The following is a 17,052-nucleotide window of genomic DNA, read 5'->3' as shown; positions in this document are numbered from 1 at the left end:
TCTGTCTGGTCAAACGTCCTGCAGGCCGAGAATTTCCGCCGTTTCGGCGCGGACCCGCTTGAGCAGTGTCGCTTCCTGCCTGAGATCGTGAACGCAAGACGGAATCATTTTCTTGAACTTGGGCTGCCAGTTGCCGACGAGCTGCTCGTGAAAGCAGCTTTCCGGCATATGGACCATGATCAGGCCGCCGTCGAGGCGCCGGTAGATGTGCCGGGCAGGACCACGATCGAGGAGTCGGCACAAGACACGATCTCGGTGCCGAACACGAGCGCGCCCGTGCGGGTGCGATCCTTCTTTGATCGAGCAGAGAGCCGTGCATGAGGAACTTGGTGGAGAAGCCGGCATAGGGGCCGAACAGCAGCCAGCGCCTGCCCTCGATGATGGGCGTGTCGAGATGCGGCAAGGACATCGGCGGCGAGCCTACTGCCGCCATGCCGTAGACCTTGGCGGTGTGGCGGTCGACGACCTCGAGTTTGTCGCAGCGCAGCCAGATACCGCTTCCGGGGCCCTCGGCTTCCGGGATGCCGGACTTCTGCAGCAGCGTGATCGCGGCACCACCGGCGCCCAGTAACACGATGCCGGCGTCGACGGTACGCCGCGCGCCGGTGGTCTCGTTCGCGATCTCCAGGCGCCGGCCGCCCTTGGGCAGGCGATGCAGGCCGCGCACCTTCTCGGAGAAATGCACCGCGAAGCCGTCCTGCTTTCGGAGGTGGTCGAGCAGGTTGCGGGTCAGCGCGCCGTAATTCACGTCGGCGCCGTTGATGATGCGCGTCGCCGCGACGGGCTGGTTTGGATAGCGACCCTCGATGAGTAGGGGCGGTATAGTCCATGCCGTGATGGCAAGGATGCGCGCTCATCGTGGCGTGGCGCTTCCGGAGGAAGGCCTGGCGGTCGGTGCCCATCACGAAGCTCGTGTGCGGCACGGGATGGATGAAGCTGTCGGCCGAGGCGATCGCGCCCTTGCCGCCTCCTTGCGCCACCGTAGCCACCTTTCGCCTTCCGGTCGCGTTTGTTAGCGTTGAACCCACCATCGTTCAGCAAGGGGTACCCATGGCCGACATGCGCACGGAAACCGACAGCATGGGCGAGGTGAGGGTGCCGGCCGACAAGCTTTGGGGCGCCCAGACCCAGCGTTCGCTGCATTATTTCTCGATCGGCAAGGACCTGATGCCGCGCGAGATGATCGGCGCCTATGCGACGCTGAAGAAGGCCTGCGCCAACGCCAACCTGGCCGGCGGACGGCTCGATCCCCAGCGTCACCGGCTGATCGTCGAGGCGTGCGACGAGATCCTCGCCGGCCGGCACCACGACATGTTTCCGCTGCATGTCTGGATGACCGGCTCCGGCACGCAGTTCAACATGAACGTCAACGAGGTGATCTCGAACCGCTGCTGCCAGCTTGCCGATACGCCGGTCGGCTCCAAGAAGCCGGTGCATCCCAACGATCACGTCAACATGTCCCAGTCGTCCAACGACAACTTCCCGTCGGCGATGTACGTCGCCGCCGCCGTTGGGGTGACGTGGAAGCTGCTGCCCGCGGTCAAGGCGCTGCACGACGCAATCGAAAAGAAGGCCAGGGCCTGGGCCGACATCGTCAAGATCGGCCGCACGCATCTGCAGGACGCGACGCCGATCACGCTCGGGCAGGAATGGTCCGGCTATGTCGGCATGCTGGCCGAGGATATCGGCCGCATCGAGCATGCGATGGGCGATGTCTACAAGCTCGCCCTCGGCGGCACGGCCGTCGGCACCGGCATCAATGCGGCGCCGGGATTTGCCGAAGCGGCGACGGCGGAGATCGCCCAGCTGACCGACCTGCCGTTCGTCTCGGCGCCCAACAAGTTCACCGTGCAGGGCTCGCACGATGCGCTGGTCGCTCTGTCGGGCACGCTGCGCACGCTCGCCGTATCCCTCTACAAGATCGCGAACGACATCAGGCTGATCGCAAGCGGCCCGCGTGCCGGGCTGGGCGAGCTGCTGCTGCCCGAGAACGAGCCGGGCTCGTCGATCATGCCGGGCAAGGTCAACCCGACCCAGGCCGAGGCGCTGACCATGATCGCCGCCCAGGTGATGGCCAACGACGTGGCGGTCGGCTTCGGCGGCGCCGGCGGCTTCCTCGAGATGAACGTCTACAAGCCGCTGATCATCTTCAACCTGATGAACTCGATCGTGCTGCTGGCAGACGGCTGCACCAATTTCCGCAAGTTCATGATCGAGGGCGCCCAACCCAACCTCAAGGCGATCAAGACGCAGCTCGAGCGCTCGCTGATGCTGGTCACGGCGCTCGCCCCGGTGATCGGCTACGACAAGGCTTCGCAGATCGCCCATCACGCCACCGAGCACGATCTGACATTGAAGGAGTCCGCCTTGCAGCTCGGTTATGTGAGCGAGGCCGAGTTTGACCGCATCGTCGACCCGGCCAAGATGGTGCATCCCTACGTGGCGAGCTGACCGTTCCCATGCGCACCGTCGAGGTCCGCCTTCATCGCGATTTCGCGATCGGCACCACCCACCCGCGCTTGTTCGGCGCTTTCATCGAGCATCTCGGCCGCTGCGTGTACGGCGGCATCTTCGAGCCCGGCCATCCGACCGCCGATGCCAGGGGCTTCCGCCAGGATGTGCTCGAACTGGTGCGTGAGCTTGCCCCGACCGTCATGCGTTACCCCGGCGGCAACTTCGTCTCGGGCTACAATTGGGAGGACGGCGTTGGTCCCGTTGCCGAGCGTCCGCGCCGGCTCGACCTCGCCTGGATGTCGACCGAGACCAACCAGTTTGGCACCAACGAGTTCATCGACTGGTGCCGCGCGGCGGACATCGAGCCGATGCTGGCGGTCAATCTCGGGACGCGCGGCGGTGACGCGGCCCGCAACATGGTCGAATACTGCAACCACCCCGGCGGCACGACGCTTTCGGAGCTGCGCCGCACGCATGGCTGGGACAAGCCGCATGGCGTGAAGTTCTGGTGCCTGGGCAACGAGATGGACGGTCCGTGGCAGATGGAGGCCAAGACCGCCACCGAGTACGGCCGAATCGCGCAGGAGGCGGCCAAGATGATGCGCTGGGTCGATCCCTCGATCGAGCTCGCCGCCGCCGGATCGTCGGGGCGGCGCATGCCGACCTACGGCGCCTGGGAGGATACCGTGCTGCAGCACACGTTCGACCAAGTCGAGTACATCTCGCTGCACACCTATCTCAACAACTATGACCAGGATACGCCGGCCTTCCTCGCCAGCGTCGACCTGATGGACAGTTTCATCGACGAGGTCGTGGCGATCGCCGATGCGGTGGCCGCCCGCCGCCGCTCGCCCAAGCGCATCATGTTGAGCTTCGACGAATGGAACGTCTGGTACCGCACGCGGCGCAATCGTGCGGCGCGGGTCAAGGAAGGCTGGCCGGTCGCGCCGCCGATCCTCGAGGAAGTCTACAATATGGAGGATGCGTTGGCCTTTGGCGGCTGCTGCATCTCGCTGCTGAACCATGCCGACCGGGTGACGGCGGCCTGCCTCGCCCAGCTGGTGAACGTGATCGCGCCGATCATGACCGAGACCGGTGGGCCGGCATGGCGGCAGACGATCTTCTACCCCTTCATGCATTTCAGCCGCATGGGCCGCGGCCGGGTGATGCGCACGGAGATCGATTCGCCGACCTATTCGTCGCGCTACAACGACCCGCAGGGGCCGATCGACGACTACTACGACATCCCGGCCGCGCCCTACCTCAAGCTCGCGGCTGTGCATGACGACAAGAAGAAACGCCTGACCTTGTTCGCGCTCAATCGCAGCCTCGACGATGCCATGCCGCTCGAGGTCAACGCAGCGGGCTATTCGAACCTCGTCGTGCGGCAGGCCCTGCAGCTCTGCGATCCGGATCTGAAGGCCGTCAACATCAAGGCCGCGCCTGACAGGGTCAGCCCAAGGCCACTCGCCAAGGTGAAGGTTGATGGCCAGCGCGTCGAGGCGACGCTGGCGCCCGCGTCTTGGAACGTGATCGAACTCTCAATCGGCGGCTGACGCACGCATCGGCGGCACCGCGAACATTGCCTGACGGATGACCTCGTCGAGCGCGCGCAAGGGGACCGGCTTGTCGAACACGCTGAGTGGAGGCGCGTCGGGGCGCTTCACCAGGGCGCGGGGGTGATGCAGCATCTCCGCCTGAGCGGACATGATCAGCCACTTGGCGTGCGGCAGGCGGGAGAAGTGGTCCAGGCAGAAATTGGCGCCGTTGCCGTCCGGTAAGCCCACGTCGGAGACGACGACATCGGGCTGCAGGTCATGCAGCGCCTGCGCGGCCTCCGCCAAGGTGCCGCACCCGGTGACGCGATTCCCGCTTCTTGTCAGATAGCCGACGATCAGATCGCGCGTCGCAGATTCGTCTTCAATGACAACGACCGTCACTGTCATGCACACGTCTCATGGCTGCTTGGTTTCCTGTGGCGGGAGTGTATCGCTTTTCCCATTTCGTACGCATTTCGTTCGGTATCGCGCGCAATATACACTTCTTCACAGCGCTGCTTCCTGATCCCGGCCAGGATGGATATCAGCGCACCGCTTTGCTGCGAAGGGCCAGCAGGATCATGGCGACCAGCGAGACCATCGCAACGCAAAGGGTCAACCAGAGCGCGGGCGCCGTGCCGAACTTGCTCAGCACCGCCGCCATGATCGGCGGCGAGACGGCCGAGACGATGCCCTGCGGCAGCGCCAGCCGGCCCATGTAGGCGCCGAACTGGGCTCGGCCGAACAGGGCAAGCGGCAGGGTCGCCCGCTGCACGGCCTTGAGTCCGTTCGACATGCCGTAGGTCACCACGACGAACAGTGCTCCGGCGAAGAGGTCGCCGGCCATGAGCGCGACGCCGAGGCCGACCGGCAGCATCAGCGAACCGAACACGGCCGAGCGCATGATCGAATAGCGGTGGCCGAACACCAGCTCGACGGCGCGCACGCCGACCTGGGCGGGGCCGATCATCGAGGCGAGCAGGAGGGCCTGCGCGGGCGAGTGGCCGAGGCCGCGCAGCATCTCGATCATCTGCAACTGCACCCCGGTAAAGACGAAGGCGCCGAAGGCGAGGCTGATCGACAGCAGCAGATAGACGCGGCCGAGGTCGCCGGGCGCCACGGCGCCGCTGACGGTGGAGGTGTTGGCGGCGGGCGGATGCACCGGCGGCCGGCGCGGCAGGATCAGCAGATGGATCGGAAGGCAGGCGCCGAGATGGATTGCCGCATAGAGGAGGAGGGTGAAGCGCCAGCCGACCGCCGCTTCGAGCAAGCCGGTCAGCGGCCAGAACACTGTCGAGGCGAGGCCGCCGATGATGGTCAGCATGGCGATCGCCTGGCGCGAGCGGGGGCCGGCAACCTGGACGATGGCGATGCTGGACGGGTTGCTGAGCGCCAAGGTCGAGGCGACGCCCATGACGCCCCAGCAGGCGAGGTAGCTCAGCGCTCCCTGGCTCATCGAGACGCCGACCAGGGCCAGCGCATAGATCGCCGAGCCGGCCGCCATCAGGCTGCGCGCACCGATACGGTCGATGATCTTGCCGACCCGCGGCGAGCAGACCGCGTTCACCGCGAACATCACGGTGATGCCGGCGAAGACCAGCTCCGACGAGATCCCAAGATCGTCCTGTAGGTGCCGGCCGAGCACCGACGGCATGAGATAGGTCGTGCCCCAGCCGACGATCTGGGTGAAGCCCAGGCCCAGTGTCACGCGGGCCGTGGGTGAAAACGTCATCTTGCCGAGCACGCCGGCCCTATGATGGCAGCAGGATCAGTGCCAACGCGAGGAGAGGCAGGGCACTCGCATTTGAGCCATTTCCCTGTCGTCCCGAGCGCAGCGAAGCGTAGTCGAGGGACCTGTTCATGCCGGCTGAAGTCAATGAATAGGTCCCTCGACTACGCTTCGCTCCGGTCGGGATGACGGAGATTTTGCTCATGCGTGAATGCCCTGCGGGAAAGGAGCCTCCGATTCCTCAATGTGTTTGATCGCCCATTGATGGCGGCGTTCTGCCCTGGCGAAAAACGCGAGCAGCGGCCCGGTGTCAACGATGACGGGCATTGCGGCCGAAGCTCGAGAGATGCTTCGGATTGCTCGCCAGATCGGAGACCCGGGAGTCCACTACGCCGCGGGCCCGCTTCATCAGAGCCGACGTCCTGGCCTGGAGACGTTGCTCGACTGGTGCGTCGAGCACGCGCGTCAGACCTTCCACGACGAGTTCACGGAACCGCCGACCACGCGACGCAGCTTCGGCCTTCACCCGTTGATGGAGCTCGTCGGGCATCACGCCGCCTTTGCCTGCTCGGGATAGAGGGAGAGCAGGCCCGCCTCGCTCGCCGCACAGACGCCGCGCTCGGTGATCAGCGCCGTGACCAGCCGCGCCGGCGTGACATCGAAGGCCGGGTTGGCGGCCGGGCTGCCTTCGGGCAGCACGTCGATCGTGACGATCTCGCCCGAGTCGGCGCGGCCGGTGAGGCGCGAGACCTCGTGCGGATGACGCTCCTCGATCGGGATGTCGCGGTGGCCGTCCGCGATCGTCCAGTCGATCGTCGGGTAAGGCAGGCCGACATAGAACGGCACGCCGTTGTCGTGCGCAGCCAGCGCCTTGAGGTAGGTGCCGATCTTGTTGCAGACGTCGCCGCGCCGCGTCGTGCGGTCGGTGCCGACGATGCAGAAGTCGACCTTGCCGTGTTGCATCAGGTGGCCGCCGGCATTGTCGGCGATCACGGTGTGCGGCACACCGTGCTTGGCGAGTTCCCAGGCGGTCAGGCTGGCGCCCTGGTTGCGCGGCCGGGTCTCGTCGACCCAGACATGAATCGGGATGCCGGCATTGTGGGCGTGGTAGATCGGCGACAGGGCAGTGCCCCAGTCGACCGTGGCCAGCCAGCCGGCATTGCAGTGCGTGAGGGCATTAAGGCGCTCGCCGCGCGGCTCGAGGCGCCTGATCTCGGCCAGGCCGTTCTCGCCGATGCGGCGGCAGATCTCGGCATCCTCGTCGCAGATTTCGGCAGCGCGCCGGTAGGCCGCCTCTCGCCGTTTGCCCTGCGGCAGCGGCCCCAGCAGCCCACGCAAGTCGTCAAGTGCCCAGCGCAGGTTGACGGCGGTCGGCCGTGACGCCAGCAGCACGTCGTAGGCGCGCTCGAGGCCGGCATCGGAGGGATCGCCGGCCATGGCGAGCGCCATGCCGTAGCCGGCGGCGGCCCCGATCAGCGGGGCGCCGCGCACGATCATGGTGCGGATGGCGCGTTCGGCGTCCTCGAGGGTCGTGAGATCGCGGATGACGAAGCGATGCGGCAGCAGGGTCTGGTCGATCGCCTGAACGGTGGTGCCGTCGGCGCCGAGCCAGATCGTGCGGTAGGGCTGCCCGTCGACTTTCATGTCTCCGCAATAGGGGTGCAACGCTGCCGAGGTCAAGCGTGGGCCTCGGGCATGGGGCAAGCAAAGCGTCGCGCGGTCGCGATGCCTCTCGACCCTCGACCAGCGTTGACGGTTTAATCCACCCCGCGGGCCACCGCGTCGACGATTGCCGCCGCGTCGAGCCTGTAGGTGCGGTAGAGGTCGGGGATGTCGCCCGACTGGCCGAAAGTCTCGATGCCGAGCGGGACGACCCGCTGGCCGCGCACGCTGCCCAGCCAGCTCAGCGCCAGCGGATGGCCGTCCATGACGGTGACGATGCGGGCGTCCCGGGACAGGGGCGCGAGCAGGCGCTCGATCGGTGCCGGCGAGCGGTCGACCGCGCCGGCGGTGCGGCCGCGGTTGCGCTGCGCGGCGAGCCAGTCGGCATGCAGGCGATCGGGTGAGGTCAGGACCAATAATCCCGCGCCGCCGAAATCGCGGACGATGCTCTCATGCGCCGCGATCGCCTCGGGCGTGACGGCGCCCATGCAGACGATGGCAATGTCGGCGCCGCTCTCCGGCGCGGCATACCAGTAGCCGCCCTTCACGATGTCGGACTGCTGAGCGGCCGACAGCGTGCGCTCGGGCTGCTGCAAGCTGCGGGTCGAGAGGCGCAAATAGATCGAGGAGCCGTTGGGCTGTTGCATGTGCTCGAGCCCGAAGCGCATCAGCACCGCGAGCTCGTCGACATAAGCCGGCTCGTAGGACAGCAGGCCGGGCTGGCCCATGCCGATCAGCGGCGTATGGATGCTCTGATGCGCGCCGCCTTCGGGCGCCAGCGTCACGCCCGACGGCGTGGCCACGACCATGAAGCGGGCGTCCTGGTAGCAGGCATAGTTCAGCGCATCGAGGCCGCGGGCAATGAAGGGATCGTACAATGTTCCGATCGGCAGCAGGCGGGTGCCGAAGATCTCGTGGCTGAGGCCCAGCGCCGCGAGCTGGATGAACAGGTTGTTCTCCGCGATGCCGAGTTCGATATGCTGGCCGCGCGGAGTCTTCCGCCACAGCTGCGCCGATACGACCTTGAGCTCGCGGAACACGTCCTCCGCCTCGGTGCGGCCGAACAGGCCGCGCCGGTTGATCCAGGCGCCGAGATTGGTCGAGACCGACACGTCCGGCGAGGTCGTGACGATGCGACGCGACAGCTCGCTGTCCTCGCCCGCGATGGCGTTGAGGATCTTGCCGAAGCCCGCCTGCGTGCTTGACTCCCTGTCGTTGGGACGGGGCAACGCCGCAGGAATGGCGATTGCTGGCGCGTCGGTGCGGCGGCGACCCTCGGCATTGAACGGCGCATCCTTCAGGAACGCCTCGAACTCGGCCGGCGGCACGGTGAGGCCGGCGAACCGGTCCCATTCCTGGCCGCCCTCGATCCCCATGCCCTTCTTGAAGCCCGCCATCTGCTCGAGCGTCATCAGGCCGGAGTGATTGTCCTTGTGGCCGGCGAAGGGCAGGCCCTGGCCCTTGATCGTGTAGGCGATGAAGCAGGTCGGCGTGTCGTCGCCGACTTCCTCGAACGCATCGAGCACGGCCTGCATGTCGTTGCCGGCGAGGTTGGTCATCAGCCGGTGCAGGCTCGCGTCCTCGTGCTGCTCGAGGATTCGCCGGATGCCGGGATACTGGTTGAGGTCGCGGGTCAGCGCCTCGCGCCAGCCGGCGCCGCCCTTGTAGACCAGCGCCGAGTAGAGCGAGTTGGGGCAGTCGTCGATCCATTGCCGCAGATGCTCGCCGTCGGGCTGGGCGAAAGCCGTCTCCAGCAGCTTGCCGTACTTCAGGGTCACCACCCGCCAGCCGACCAGCTCGAACATCTCGCCGATGCGGCCGAACAGCCGGTCGTTCACGACGCCGTCGAGGCTCTGGCGGTTATAGTCGATCACCCACCACAGGTTCCGCACGTCGTGCTTCCAGCCCTCGAGCAGCGCCTCGAAGATGTTGCCCTCGTCGAGTTCGGCGTCGCCGACCAGTGCCACCATCCGCCCGGTCGGACGTCCGGCGGGCGCGAGCTCTTTCAGTCGCACATAGTCCTGCACGATCGAGGAGAACAGCGTCATCGCCACGCCGAGGCCGACCGAGCCGGTCGAGAAATCGACGTCGTCGACGTCCTTGGTGCGCGACGGATAGGACTGCGCGCCGCCCAGCGCCCGGAAGCGCTCGAGCTTCTCGCGCGTCTGGTGGCCGAACAGGTATTGGATCGCGTGGAACACCGGCGAGGCGTGCGGCTTCACCGCGATCCGATCCTCGGGCTTCAACACCGAGAAGTAGAGCGCTGTCATCACCGTCGCGAGCGAGGCGCAGGAGGCTTGGTGGCCGCCCACTTTCAGGCCGTCGCGATTGGGCCGCAGGTGGTTGGCGTGATGGATCGTCCAGGACGAGAGCCACAGGACCTTGCGCTCCAGCTCGCGGAGCAGGCGCAGGCGTTGCACGGGGGCCAAAGTGGTCATGGATAAGGCATACGCCTAGAAATGGGGAAAATCCTTGCGTTCGGACTGTCCCTGACGATGTATAGGGAATAATTGCGCGATTCGGCGGGAGTTTGAGCAATGATCGCCCTCGATGCCATCGACCGACGCATCCTCGAACGTCTGCAGCAGGACGGACGCCTGAGCAACGCCGACCTCGCCGAGAAGGTCGGGCTGTCGTCTTCGCCCTGCTGGCGGCGGGTCAAGGCGCTGGAGGAAGCGGGCGTCATCAAGGGCTATGCCGCGCTGCTCGACGCGAAGACGGTGGGCCTGTCGGTCAACGTCTTCATGTCGGTGTCGCTTTCGACGCAGAACGAGAAGTCGCTGAAGGATTTCGAGCGGGCGGCCGCGGCCCGGCCCGAGGTGATGGAGTGCTACCTGATGACCGGCGACAGCGACTACCTGCTACGCATCGTCGTACCCGATCTCGAAGCCTACGAGCGCTTCGTCATGGACTTTACCAAGATCCCCGGCATCGCCCAGATCCGAAGCTCCTTCGCGCTGCGGCCGGTGAAGCAGGGCACCGCCTTGCCGCTGAACGCCCATATCCCTCCGCCTCGCTAGGAAGCAATGGCGAGGCATAGTGAGGTGGCGCGAGCCGACTTCCTCCCCGCGCTTCGCGCGGGGAGGAAGTCGATCCCGGAGGGAGCGAAGTCACCGCAAGCTGAGGATGTAGGCGGCGAGGTCATCCTGGTCGCGCTTGCTGAGCGACAGGTCCGGCATCCTGCCGTGGATAGGGTTCATTGCCGCGCGCAGATGCTCGGGCGTGCTGTCCGGCTTGCCGGCGATCGCGGGGAAGGTCGGAACGCCATCCGCACGGGCCTCCCGCGACGAGCGGTCCACGACATGGCAGCCTGCACACCAGCGCGCCGCAAGCTGGCGGCCTCTCTCGATATCCTGCGCAAGAGCGATGCCGGGCAGCAACATCACGGAACAGACGATGAGGCGAACCATCGCTAGGCCGGCGTTGTCGGATAATTGGGCCGCATGCGATCGGCCTTCTTGAACGCCTGCCGGGCGTGGGCGAGCAACTCGCCGTCTGTGGGATGGTCGGCGGGCTGTACGCCAAGCAGCTTGCGGCTCAAGTCCGGCCGGTGTTGCTCGGTATAGCTTGCCATTTCGGTCTTTGCCGCGCCCGGTCCGATCAGCAGCCATTCCTGGATTCCGCTCAGGGCTTCCGCGACCTCGTCGAAGTAGCGATGATCCGGATGTGCGTGACCCGATCCGATGACACCGGCCTTGTGATGGACCTTGCGGAACGGGCTGTGGGCCTTGATGCGCTCCTTCTCGACATCGTCGGCGCCAAAGTGAAAGACGTGCGCCTCCTTGGCGTCCATCCAGACAATGGCATGTGCATGAGACATTCGTGGATCCTCTTGCTGCTGTGCAAGGAAAGCCCAGGACGCCTGGCATTCCCTTGATCTGCCTCAAATCGCAATTTGATTTGGCGCAAGGCAGCACCTGTGGATAGGCGCCAAATGCCTCGACCATCAAGAGGAGAACGCGATGCGTGCAGCACAGGTGATGTCCCCGACTATTCTGACGATCTCCGCCGATGCCTCTGTCTTCGACGCCGCGGAGCTTCTGGTTGGTGCCGGCGTCAGCGCCATGCCGGTGGTCGATGGTACGGGCAGGATCGTCGGGATCGTCAGTGAAGCCGACCTGATGCGCCGGGCCGAGATCGGCACCGAGCCCCATAAGTCCTGGCTTCAGCGCTTTTTTGCCGACGATGCTACCGCGGCCGCGGAATATGTGAGCTTTCATGCCCGCCGCGTGACGGACGTGATGAGCAAACCGGTCGTCACGGTGCAGGAGGACGCGCCTCTCGGGGAGGTCGCCGACCTGATGGCCAAGCACAAGGTCAAGCGCGTGCCCGTGCTTCGGGGCGAGGTCGCAGTCGGTGTCGTGAGCCGCTCCAATCTGCTCCAGGCGCTGCTGTCGCGCGAACCCGAGACGACAGCCTCGCGCTCTTCGGACGAGGAGATCCGGCGCGAGGTCGAGGCCGTCGTCGCCAAGCAGCCCTGGTCGTCGCCCTGGCCGACGAATATCGTCGTCAGCGCGGGCGTGGTCCATCTCTGGGGCATGGTGCCGAGCGAGGCCGCGTCGACCGCCTATCGCGTCGCTGCAGAGAACGTGCGGGGCGTGAAGAAGGTCAAGAACCACATGCGCCGCATGCCGGCCTCCGTGGGCATGGGGATCTAGCGTCTTCTCCCTTCGACGGAGGCACCGATGGTCGAGCAAATGGACGTCCGCTGGTTCGCCGATTTGCGATCGGAGGACATCGCCACCGTTGGCGGCAAGAACGCGGCCCTGGGAGAGCTCTATTCGGCGCTCTCCGCGCAGGGCGTCAAGGTGCCCAATGGCTTCGCCTTGACTGCCGGTCTCTACCGGGCCGCGTTGACCGAGGCGGGCGCCTGGCCGCGACTGGAGCGCCTGCTCGCCTCCATTCGCCCAGGCGATGTCTCGGGCCTTGCCATTGCCGCCGCGGAAGCGCGCACGATCGTGCGGGCCGCGACCGGCACGGCACGGGTCCGCGCTGCCGTTGCGGAAAGCTATGCGCGGCTCGAGGCGGAATACGGCAAGGGCGTCGCCGTCGCGGTACGCAGTTCGGCGACGGCGGAAGATCTGCCGACTGCGAGCTTCGCGGGCCAGCACGAGAGCTTTCTCAACGTGCGCGGCGCCGAGCGGGTCTTCGAGGCGTGCCGGCAGTGCTTCGCCTCCGTCTTCACCGACCGCGCGATCGTCTATCGCAACGACAACGGTTTCGATCACCTGAAGATCGGCCTTTCGGTCGGCGTCATGAAGATGGTCCGGGCCGACTGCGGCAGCAGCGGCGTGGCCTTCACTCTCGACACCGAATCCGGCTTCCGCGACGTCGTCTTCATCACGGGAGCTTACGGCCTGGGTGAGAACGTCGTGCAAGGTCGCGTCGACCCCGACGAATTCTACGTGCACAAGCCCACATTCCGCGCTGGGCATCGCGCCGTCCTGCGCCGCACGCTGGGAACCAAGCAGCAGCGGCTGGTCTACGGCGCGGAGGGCAGCCGTGACACGACGGTCAACGTCGAGACGTCTCCCGCGGATCGCGACCGGTTCTGCATCGGCGACGACGATGTCCTCACGCTGGCCGGCTACGCCCTGCGTATCGAGGAACATTTCTCGCGGCGGGCGGGGCACGCGATGCCGATGGACATCGAATGGGCGAAGGACGGCATCGACGGGATTCTCTACATCGTGCAGGCCCGTCCCGAGACGGTGGCGTCGCGCCGGCCTCTCGGAACGTTCGAGAGCTATCGCTTGAAGCAGCCGGGACCGGTGCTGCTGGTCGGCCGGGCGGTCGGTGAGAAGATCGCGACCGGCCCCGTGCGCTATGTCCGAAACAACGCCGACCTGGCGGCCTTCCAGCCGGGCGACGTCGTGGTCGCCGAGACCACGAGCCCCGACTGGGAGCCCGTGATGAAGCGCGCCGCCGCGATCATCACCAATCGCGGTGGTCGCACCTGTCACGCTGCGATCGTTGCACGCGAACTCGGCATTCCGGCGGTTGTCGGTGCCGAAGGGGCGACGGAGGTCCTGAGCCCCGGTGCCGTGGTGACGGTGTCATGCGCGGAAGGCGAGACCGGCCGGGTTTATGCCGGTGCGGTGCCGTTCGAGATCTCGATCGTCGAACCGGGCTCGCTGGCTCGGCCCCGTACCAAGATCATGATCAACCTCGGAAATCCCGATCTCGCGTTCAGGACGGCGTTGCGGCCCAACGACGGCGTGGGGCTGGCACGCATGGAGTTCATCGTCACCGAGCAGATCGGTATCCATCCCATGGCTCTGGCGCACCCGGAGAAAGTGACGTCGGCCTCGGACCGCGACGCCATCGCGCAGCTGACGCGGCGGCATGCGCGGCCGGCCGACTTCTTCATCGAGCGGCTCTCCGAAGGCGTCGGCACGATCGCGGCCGCATTCCATCCCAGGCCCGTGATCGTCCGGCTCTCCGATTTCAAGACCAACGAATATTCGAAGCTGATCGGCGGCGCCGACTTCGAGCCGAAGGAGGAGAATCCGATGCTCGGCTTCCGCGGGGCCGCACGCTACGCCCATCCTGCCTACGCGGACGGCTTTGCGCTGGAATGCGCCGCCTTGCTGCGGGTCCGCAGGGAGATGGGCCTGACCAATCTCAAGGTCATGGTGCCGTTCTGCCGGCGGGTCGAGGAGGCGCGCCGGGTGCTGACGGCCATGGCGGCAAATGGCCTGAAGCGCGGCGAGAACGGCCTGGAGGTCTATCTCATGTGTGAAATCCCGAACAACGTCATCCAGGTCGATGCCTTCGCCGAGCTGTTCGACGGCTTCTCGATCGGCTCCAATGACCTGACGCAGCTGACGCTGGGCGTCGATCGCGATTCGCAGATCGTCGCGTTCGATTTCGATGAGCGCGATCCCGGAATGCTCGAGATGCTGCGCCAGGCGGTGACGGGTGCGCACCGCAACGGCCGCCATGTCGGAATTTGCGGCGAGGCGCCGGCGAATTACCCGGAGATCGCCGCCTTCCTAGCGCGTCTCGGGATCGACTCGATCAGCGTCAATTCCGACAGCGTGCCGAAGACGATGAAGGTCGTGCACGACGCGGAAGCGATGCTGCTTCTCAAGAAGGTCGTCTGATGAAGAGAGGAGGAAATTGACGAAGCTCGATGGGGCATTTCGATGACCTCGGCTGAAGTCGCGGTGCCTTTCTGGGTGCTCGGTGAGGATGCCCTCTGCGCCAGGCTCGGATGCCGGACCGTCGGTCTCGCATCGGAGGAGGCAGAAGCGCGCCTTCGGCAGTACGGCCCCAATGCCGACGTATTGCCCAAGCGCATCGGTGTGACCGGTGCGGTCCTGCGACGGTTGCTCGAACCGCTGTCGCTCATCCTGCTGGCTGCTGGACTGGTCTCGGCGGCGACCGGCGACGCCATCGGCGGCACGATCATCGTCGTCATCCTGTCCCTGTCGATCGGTCTCGACACCTTTCAGGAAGGCCGCGCGCTGCGCGCGGCCGAGGAGCTTCGTCATTCGGTGGCGCTCAAGGCCGAGGTCAAGCGCGACGGCGCCTTCGTGGCGGTCGTGATCGACAAGGTCGTGCCGGGCGACATCGTGCGCGTGCGCGCCGGCGATATCGTCCCGGCCGATGCGCTGGTGCTCGAGGCAACTGCCTTTACCGCCAACGAGGCGGCGCTGACCGGCGAGCCCTACCCGGTCGAAAAGCGGCCCGGCCTGGTGACCGCTCGCAGTGCCGGCGAGGCCTCAAATGCCCTGTTCCGCGGCGCCATCGCGCAGACGGGCGAAGCTCTGGCGCTGGTCGTCGGCACCGGCCGCGAGACCCTGTTCGGCGCGGCGGCGTCGGCGTTGGCGGAAATCCAGTTGCCCTCGCCTTTCCAGCGCGACCTGCATGCCTACGGCTTGCTGACGGCGCGGCTTACGATCGCGCTGGTCGTGGTCGTGCTGACCACGCACGTGCTGTTCGGCCGGCCGGTGATCGAATCGCTGATGTTCTCCGTGGCGCTTGCCGTGGGCCTCACGCCCGAGCTGCTGCCGATGATCACGACGGTTACCCTGTCCCGGGGCGCCCTGCGCATGGCCACGCAAAAGGTGATCGTGAAGCGGTTGGCGTCGATCCATGACCTCGGCGCCATGACGGTGCTGTGCACCGACAAGACCGGCACGCTCACTGCGGCCGAAATCACCCTGGCGCAGAGCCTCGACGCGGCGGGGGCGAGCGACGACCGCGCGGCGCGGCTCGGCGCCATCTCTGCCGCCCTGGGCGGCGATCGCGGCGCCCTCGACGTTGCCCTGGTGGGCGGCGTGCCCGACGCGGCCCAGGGCTGGACGATGCTCGCCCGCCACACCTTCGATTTCAGCCGACGGCTGGGCTCCGTGTTGGCCGACGGACCCGAGGGCAAGCTGCTGATCGCCAAGGGGGCGCCCGAGGCGCTGCTGCCGCTCTGCAGCTCGATGCGGACGGCAGCCGGCGTGCTGCCGATGGGGCCCGTCGAACGCGAGCAGGCCCAGGCGCGCGTGCGGGCGCTGGCGGAAGAGGGGCTGCGATCGGTCGTCATCGGCTCCAAGCCGTGGTCCGGAACAACGCACGACCTGGAAGCGGCCGACGAAACGGACCTGCGATACGAGGGAATCTGCGCTTTTGCCGATCCGCCGAAAGCCAGCTGCAATGCCGCCATCGCCCGGCTGGCGGCGGCGGGCATCCGGGTCAAGATCCTGTCCGGCGACGATCCCGTGGTGGTGAAGCGGCTGGCCGGACTGGTCGGGCTGCATTTCGAGACCGTCCTGTCGGGATCCGACATCGCCCAGCTGAGCGACGACGCGCTCGCCGTCCAGGTGCAGACAGTCGATGCCTACGGCCGGCTCGCGCCCGACCAGAAGTCGCGCCTGATCAAGGCGCTGCAGTCCCGGGGCGAGATCGTGGGCTTCCTCGGCGACGGCATCAACGACGCTCCGGCGCTGAAGGTGGCCGATATCGGCCTGTCGGTCGACGGCGCCACCGGCGTGGCCCAGGCCGCCGCGGACATGATCCTGCTCGCGCCCGATCTCGAGGTCGTGGCCGATGGCGTGGCGGAGGGCCGGCGGACCTTCGCCAACATCCTGAAATACGTCCGCATGGGCGCGAGCTCGAACTTCGGCAACATGCTGTCGATGGCGGTCGCATCGCTGTTCCTGCCGTTCCTGCCGATGCTGCCGACCCAGATCCTGCTCAACAATCTCCTCTACGATTTTTCCGAAATAGGCATTCCCTTCGACACCGTCCGGCCCGAGGCGATCGCGCAGCCGCAGGTCTGGAACATGCGCGCGCTCATCCGCTTTGCGGGGGTGATGGGGCCGCTGTCCTCGGCCTTCGACCTGCTCACCTTCGGCGGGCTGCTGCTGGTCTTTCACGCCGCACCGGAGGAATTCCGCACGATCTGGTTCCTCGAATCGATGGCCACGCAAGTCCTGGTCATCTTCATCATCCGGACCAACGGCAGGCCGTGGAGCAACCGGCCGCACCCCGCGCTGACGGTGTCGTCGCTCACCGCCCTCGTCGTGGCGATGGCGGTGCCCTTCAGCCCGATCGGTTCGTGGTTCGGCTTCCAGGCGCCGCCGCCTGCGGTCACCGCGAGCGTCGGCATGATCACGATCGTCTATCTGGTATCGGCCGAGCTGCTGAAGCGGTTCGCCGTCGGGAGAATGTAAG

General features: G+C 66.5%; 14 protein-coding genes and 1 pseudogene. 6 read left to right on the top strand and 9 right to left on the bottom strand.

All coding sequences use genetic code 11. The features are described 5' to 3' along the window. Positions 1-9: 9 nt before the first annotated feature. Both ACQY8M_RS36855 and ACQY8M_RS36850 read right to left on the bottom strand, forming a co-directional pair. A complete protein-coding gene (locus ACQY8M_RS36855; RefSeq protein WP_428675593.1) occupies positions 10-243 on the bottom strand; it encodes a malate:quinone oxidoreductase in 234 nt (77 codons plus the stop codon). A 112-nt stretch (positions 244-355) separates the two neighbouring features. Further along, positions 356-902, bottom strand: a pseudogene (locus ACQY8M_RS36850) (malate:quinone oxidoreductase); the annotation flags it as partial. 148 nt (positions 903-1,050) lie between these two features. Between ACQY8M_RS36850 and fumC the strand changes: the two are divergent. Further along, entirely contained in the window at positions 1,051-2,451 is a 1,401-nt protein-coding gene (fumC, locus tag ACQY8M_RS36845; protein ID WP_428667270.1) for a class II fumarate hydratase, read from the top strand. Positions 2,452-2,459: 8 nt separating this feature from the next. Continuing rightward, positions 2,460-4,010 (top strand): alpha-N-arabinofuranosidase, encoded by a 1,551-nt coding sequence (locus tag ACQY8M_RS36840; protein ID WP_428667268.1) that lies wholly within the window; start codon positions 2,460-2,462, stop codon positions 4,008-4,010. Here ACQY8M_RS36840 and ACQY8M_RS36835 read toward each other — a convergent pair. The 5 genes from ACQY8M_RS36835 to ACQY8M_RS36815 all read right to left on the bottom strand — a co-directional run bounded on the left by ACQY8M_RS36835 (position 3,996) and on the right by ACQY8M_RS36815 (position 9,821). Then, positions 3,996-4,400 (bottom strand): response regulator, encoded by a 405-nt coding sequence (locus ACQY8M_RS36835; protein ID WP_428667266.1) that lies wholly within the window; start codon positions 4,398-4,400, stop codon positions 3,996-3,998. The two genes, ACQY8M_RS36840 and ACQY8M_RS36835, sit on opposite strands and share 15 nt — an antisense overlap. A gap of 136 nt (positions 4,401-4,536) precedes the next feature. Further along, entirely contained in the window at positions 4,537-5,724 is a 1,188-nt protein-coding gene (locus tag ACQY8M_RS36830; RefSeq protein ID WP_428667264.1) for an MFS transporter, read from the bottom strand. A 307-nt stretch (positions 5,725-6,031) separates the two neighbouring features. After that, entirely contained in the window at positions 6,032-6,271 is a 240-nt protein-coding gene (locus ACQY8M_RS36825) for a hypothetical protein (RefSeq protein ID WP_428667262.1), read from the bottom strand. Further along, the gene (gene mtnA, locus ACQY8M_RS36820) at positions 6,271-7,365 is read right to left on the bottom strand and encodes an S-methyl-5-thioribose-1-phosphate isomerase (RefSeq protein ID WP_428667260.1); all 1,095 of its coding nucleotides are present in this window, start codon (positions 7,363-7,365) and stop codon (positions 6,271-6,273) included. Before mtnA ends, ACQY8M_RS36825 begins: the two co-directional genes overlap by 1 nt. Positions 7,366-7,478: 113 nt before the next feature. Further along, positions 7,479-9,821, bottom strand: a complete 2,343-nt coding sequence (locus tag ACQY8M_RS36815) for a transketolase (RefSeq protein WP_428667258.1) — start codon at positions 9,819-9,821, stop codon at positions 7,479-7,481. Between the two features lie 99 nt (positions 9,822-9,920). Here ACQY8M_RS36815 and ACQY8M_RS36810 point away from each other — a divergent pair, with 99 nt between their 5' ends. Next, entirely contained in the window at positions 9,921-10,403 is a 483-nt protein-coding gene (locus tag ACQY8M_RS36810; RefSeq protein WP_428667256.1) for an Lrp/AsnC family transcriptional regulator, read from the top strand. 90 nt (positions 10,404-10,493) lie between these two features. Here ACQY8M_RS36810 and ACQY8M_RS36805 read toward each other — a convergent pair whose 3' ends face one another. Beyond that, complete coding sequence (locus ACQY8M_RS36805) at positions 10,494-10,793, bottom strand: c-type cytochrome (RefSeq protein WP_428667254.1); 300 nt, start codon at positions 10,791-10,793, stop codon at positions 10,494-10,496. A 2-nt stretch (positions 10,794-10,795) separates the two neighbouring features. Further along, complete coding sequence (locus ACQY8M_RS36800; protein ID WP_428667252.1) at positions 10,796-11,203, bottom strand: translational machinery protein; 408 nt, start codon at positions 11,201-11,203, stop codon at positions 10,796-10,798. Between the two features lie 142 nt (positions 11,204-11,345). On the opposite strand from ACQY8M_RS36800, the gene ACQY8M_RS36795 reads away from it, so the two are divergent. Genes ACQY8M_RS36795 through mgtA form a run of 3 tightly spaced genes read left to right on the top strand, consistent with a single transcriptional unit; the run spans position 11,346 to position 17,051 of the window. Next, positions 11,346-12,041, top strand: coding sequence for a CBS domain-containing protein (locus tag ACQY8M_RS36795; RefSeq protein WP_428667250.1), 696 nt, complete (start codon positions 11,346-11,348; stop codon positions 12,039-12,041). A gap of 27 nt (positions 12,042-12,068) precedes the next feature. After that, positions 12,069-14,489 carry a phosphoenolpyruvate synthase gene (ppsA, locus tag ACQY8M_RS36790; protein ID WP_428667248.1) on the top strand — a complete coding sequence of 807 codons (2,421 nt, stop codon included), beginning with the start codon at positions 12,069-12,071 and terminating at the stop codon, positions 14,487-14,489. A 42-nt stretch (positions 14,490-14,531) separates the two neighbouring features. Further along, the gene (gene mgtA / locus ACQY8M_RS36785; RefSeq protein ID WP_428667246.1) at positions 14,532-17,051 is read left to right on the top strand and encodes a magnesium-translocating P-type ATPase; all 2,520 of its coding nucleotides are present in this window, start codon (positions 14,532-14,534) and stop codon (positions 17,049-17,051) included. The last annotated feature ends 1 nt before the right edge of the window (position 17,052 follow it).

The sequence above is a fragment of the Reyranella sp. genome (assembly GCF_965279465.1).
In the GTDB taxonomy this organism is placed as follows: domain Bacteria; phylum Pseudomonadota; class Alphaproteobacteria; order Reyranellales; family Reyranellaceae; genus Reyranella.
This window is presented reverse-complemented; position numbering and strand designations above follow the sequence as displayed.

Bases quoted from the DNA above. Each gene is read 5' to 3' on its own strand.
- fumC (WP_428667270.1), top strand. From the start codon at position 1,051: ATGGCCGACATGCGCACGGAAACCGACAGCATGGGCGAGGTGAGGGTG.
- ACQY8M_RS36840 (WP_428667268.1), top strand. From the start codon at position 2,460: ATGCGCACCGTCGAGGTCCGCCTTCATCGCGATTTCGCGATCGGCACC.
- ACQY8M_RS36835 (WP_428667266.1), bottom strand. From the start codon at position 4,400: ATGACAGTGACGGTCGTTGTCATTGAAGACGAATCTGCGACGCGCGAT.
- ACQY8M_RS36830 (WP_428667264.1), bottom strand. From the start codon at position 5,724: ATGACGTTTTCACCCACGGCCCGCGTGACACTGGGCCTGGGCTTCACC.
- ACQY8M_RS36825 (WP_428667262.1), bottom strand. From the start codon at position 6,271: ATGCCCGACGAGCTCCATCAACGGGTGAAGGCCGAAGCTGCGTCGCGT.
- mtnA (WP_428667260.1), bottom strand. From the start codon at position 7,365: ATGAAAGTCGACGGGCAGCCCTACCGCACGATCTGGCTCGGCGCCGAC.
- ACQY8M_RS36815 (WP_428667258.1), bottom strand. From the start codon at position 9,821: ATGACCACTTTGGCCCCCGTGCAACGCCTGCGCCTGCTCCGCGAGCTG.
- ACQY8M_RS36810 (WP_428667256.1), top strand. From the start codon at position 9,921: ATGATCGCCCTCGATGCCATCGACCGACGCATCCTCGAACGTCTGCAG.
- ACQY8M_RS36805 (WP_428667254.1), bottom strand. From the start codon at position 10,793: ATGGTTCGCCTCATCGTCTGTTCCGTGATGTTGCTGCCCGGCATCGCT.
- ACQY8M_RS36800 (WP_428667252.1), bottom strand. From the start codon at position 11,203: ATGTCTCATGCACATGCCATTGTCTGGATGGACGCCAAGGAGGCGCAC.
- ACQY8M_RS36795 (WP_428667250.1), top strand. From the start codon at position 11,346: ATGCGTGCAGCACAGGTGATGTCCCCGACTATTCTGACGATCTCCGCC.
- ppsA (WP_428667248.1), top strand. From the start codon at position 12,069: ATGGTCGAGCAAATGGACGTCCGCTGGTTCGCCGATTTGCGATCGGAG.
- mgtA (WP_428667246.1), top strand. From the start codon at position 14,532: ATGACCTCGGCTGAAGTCGCGGTGCCTTTCTGGGTGCTCGGTGAGGAT.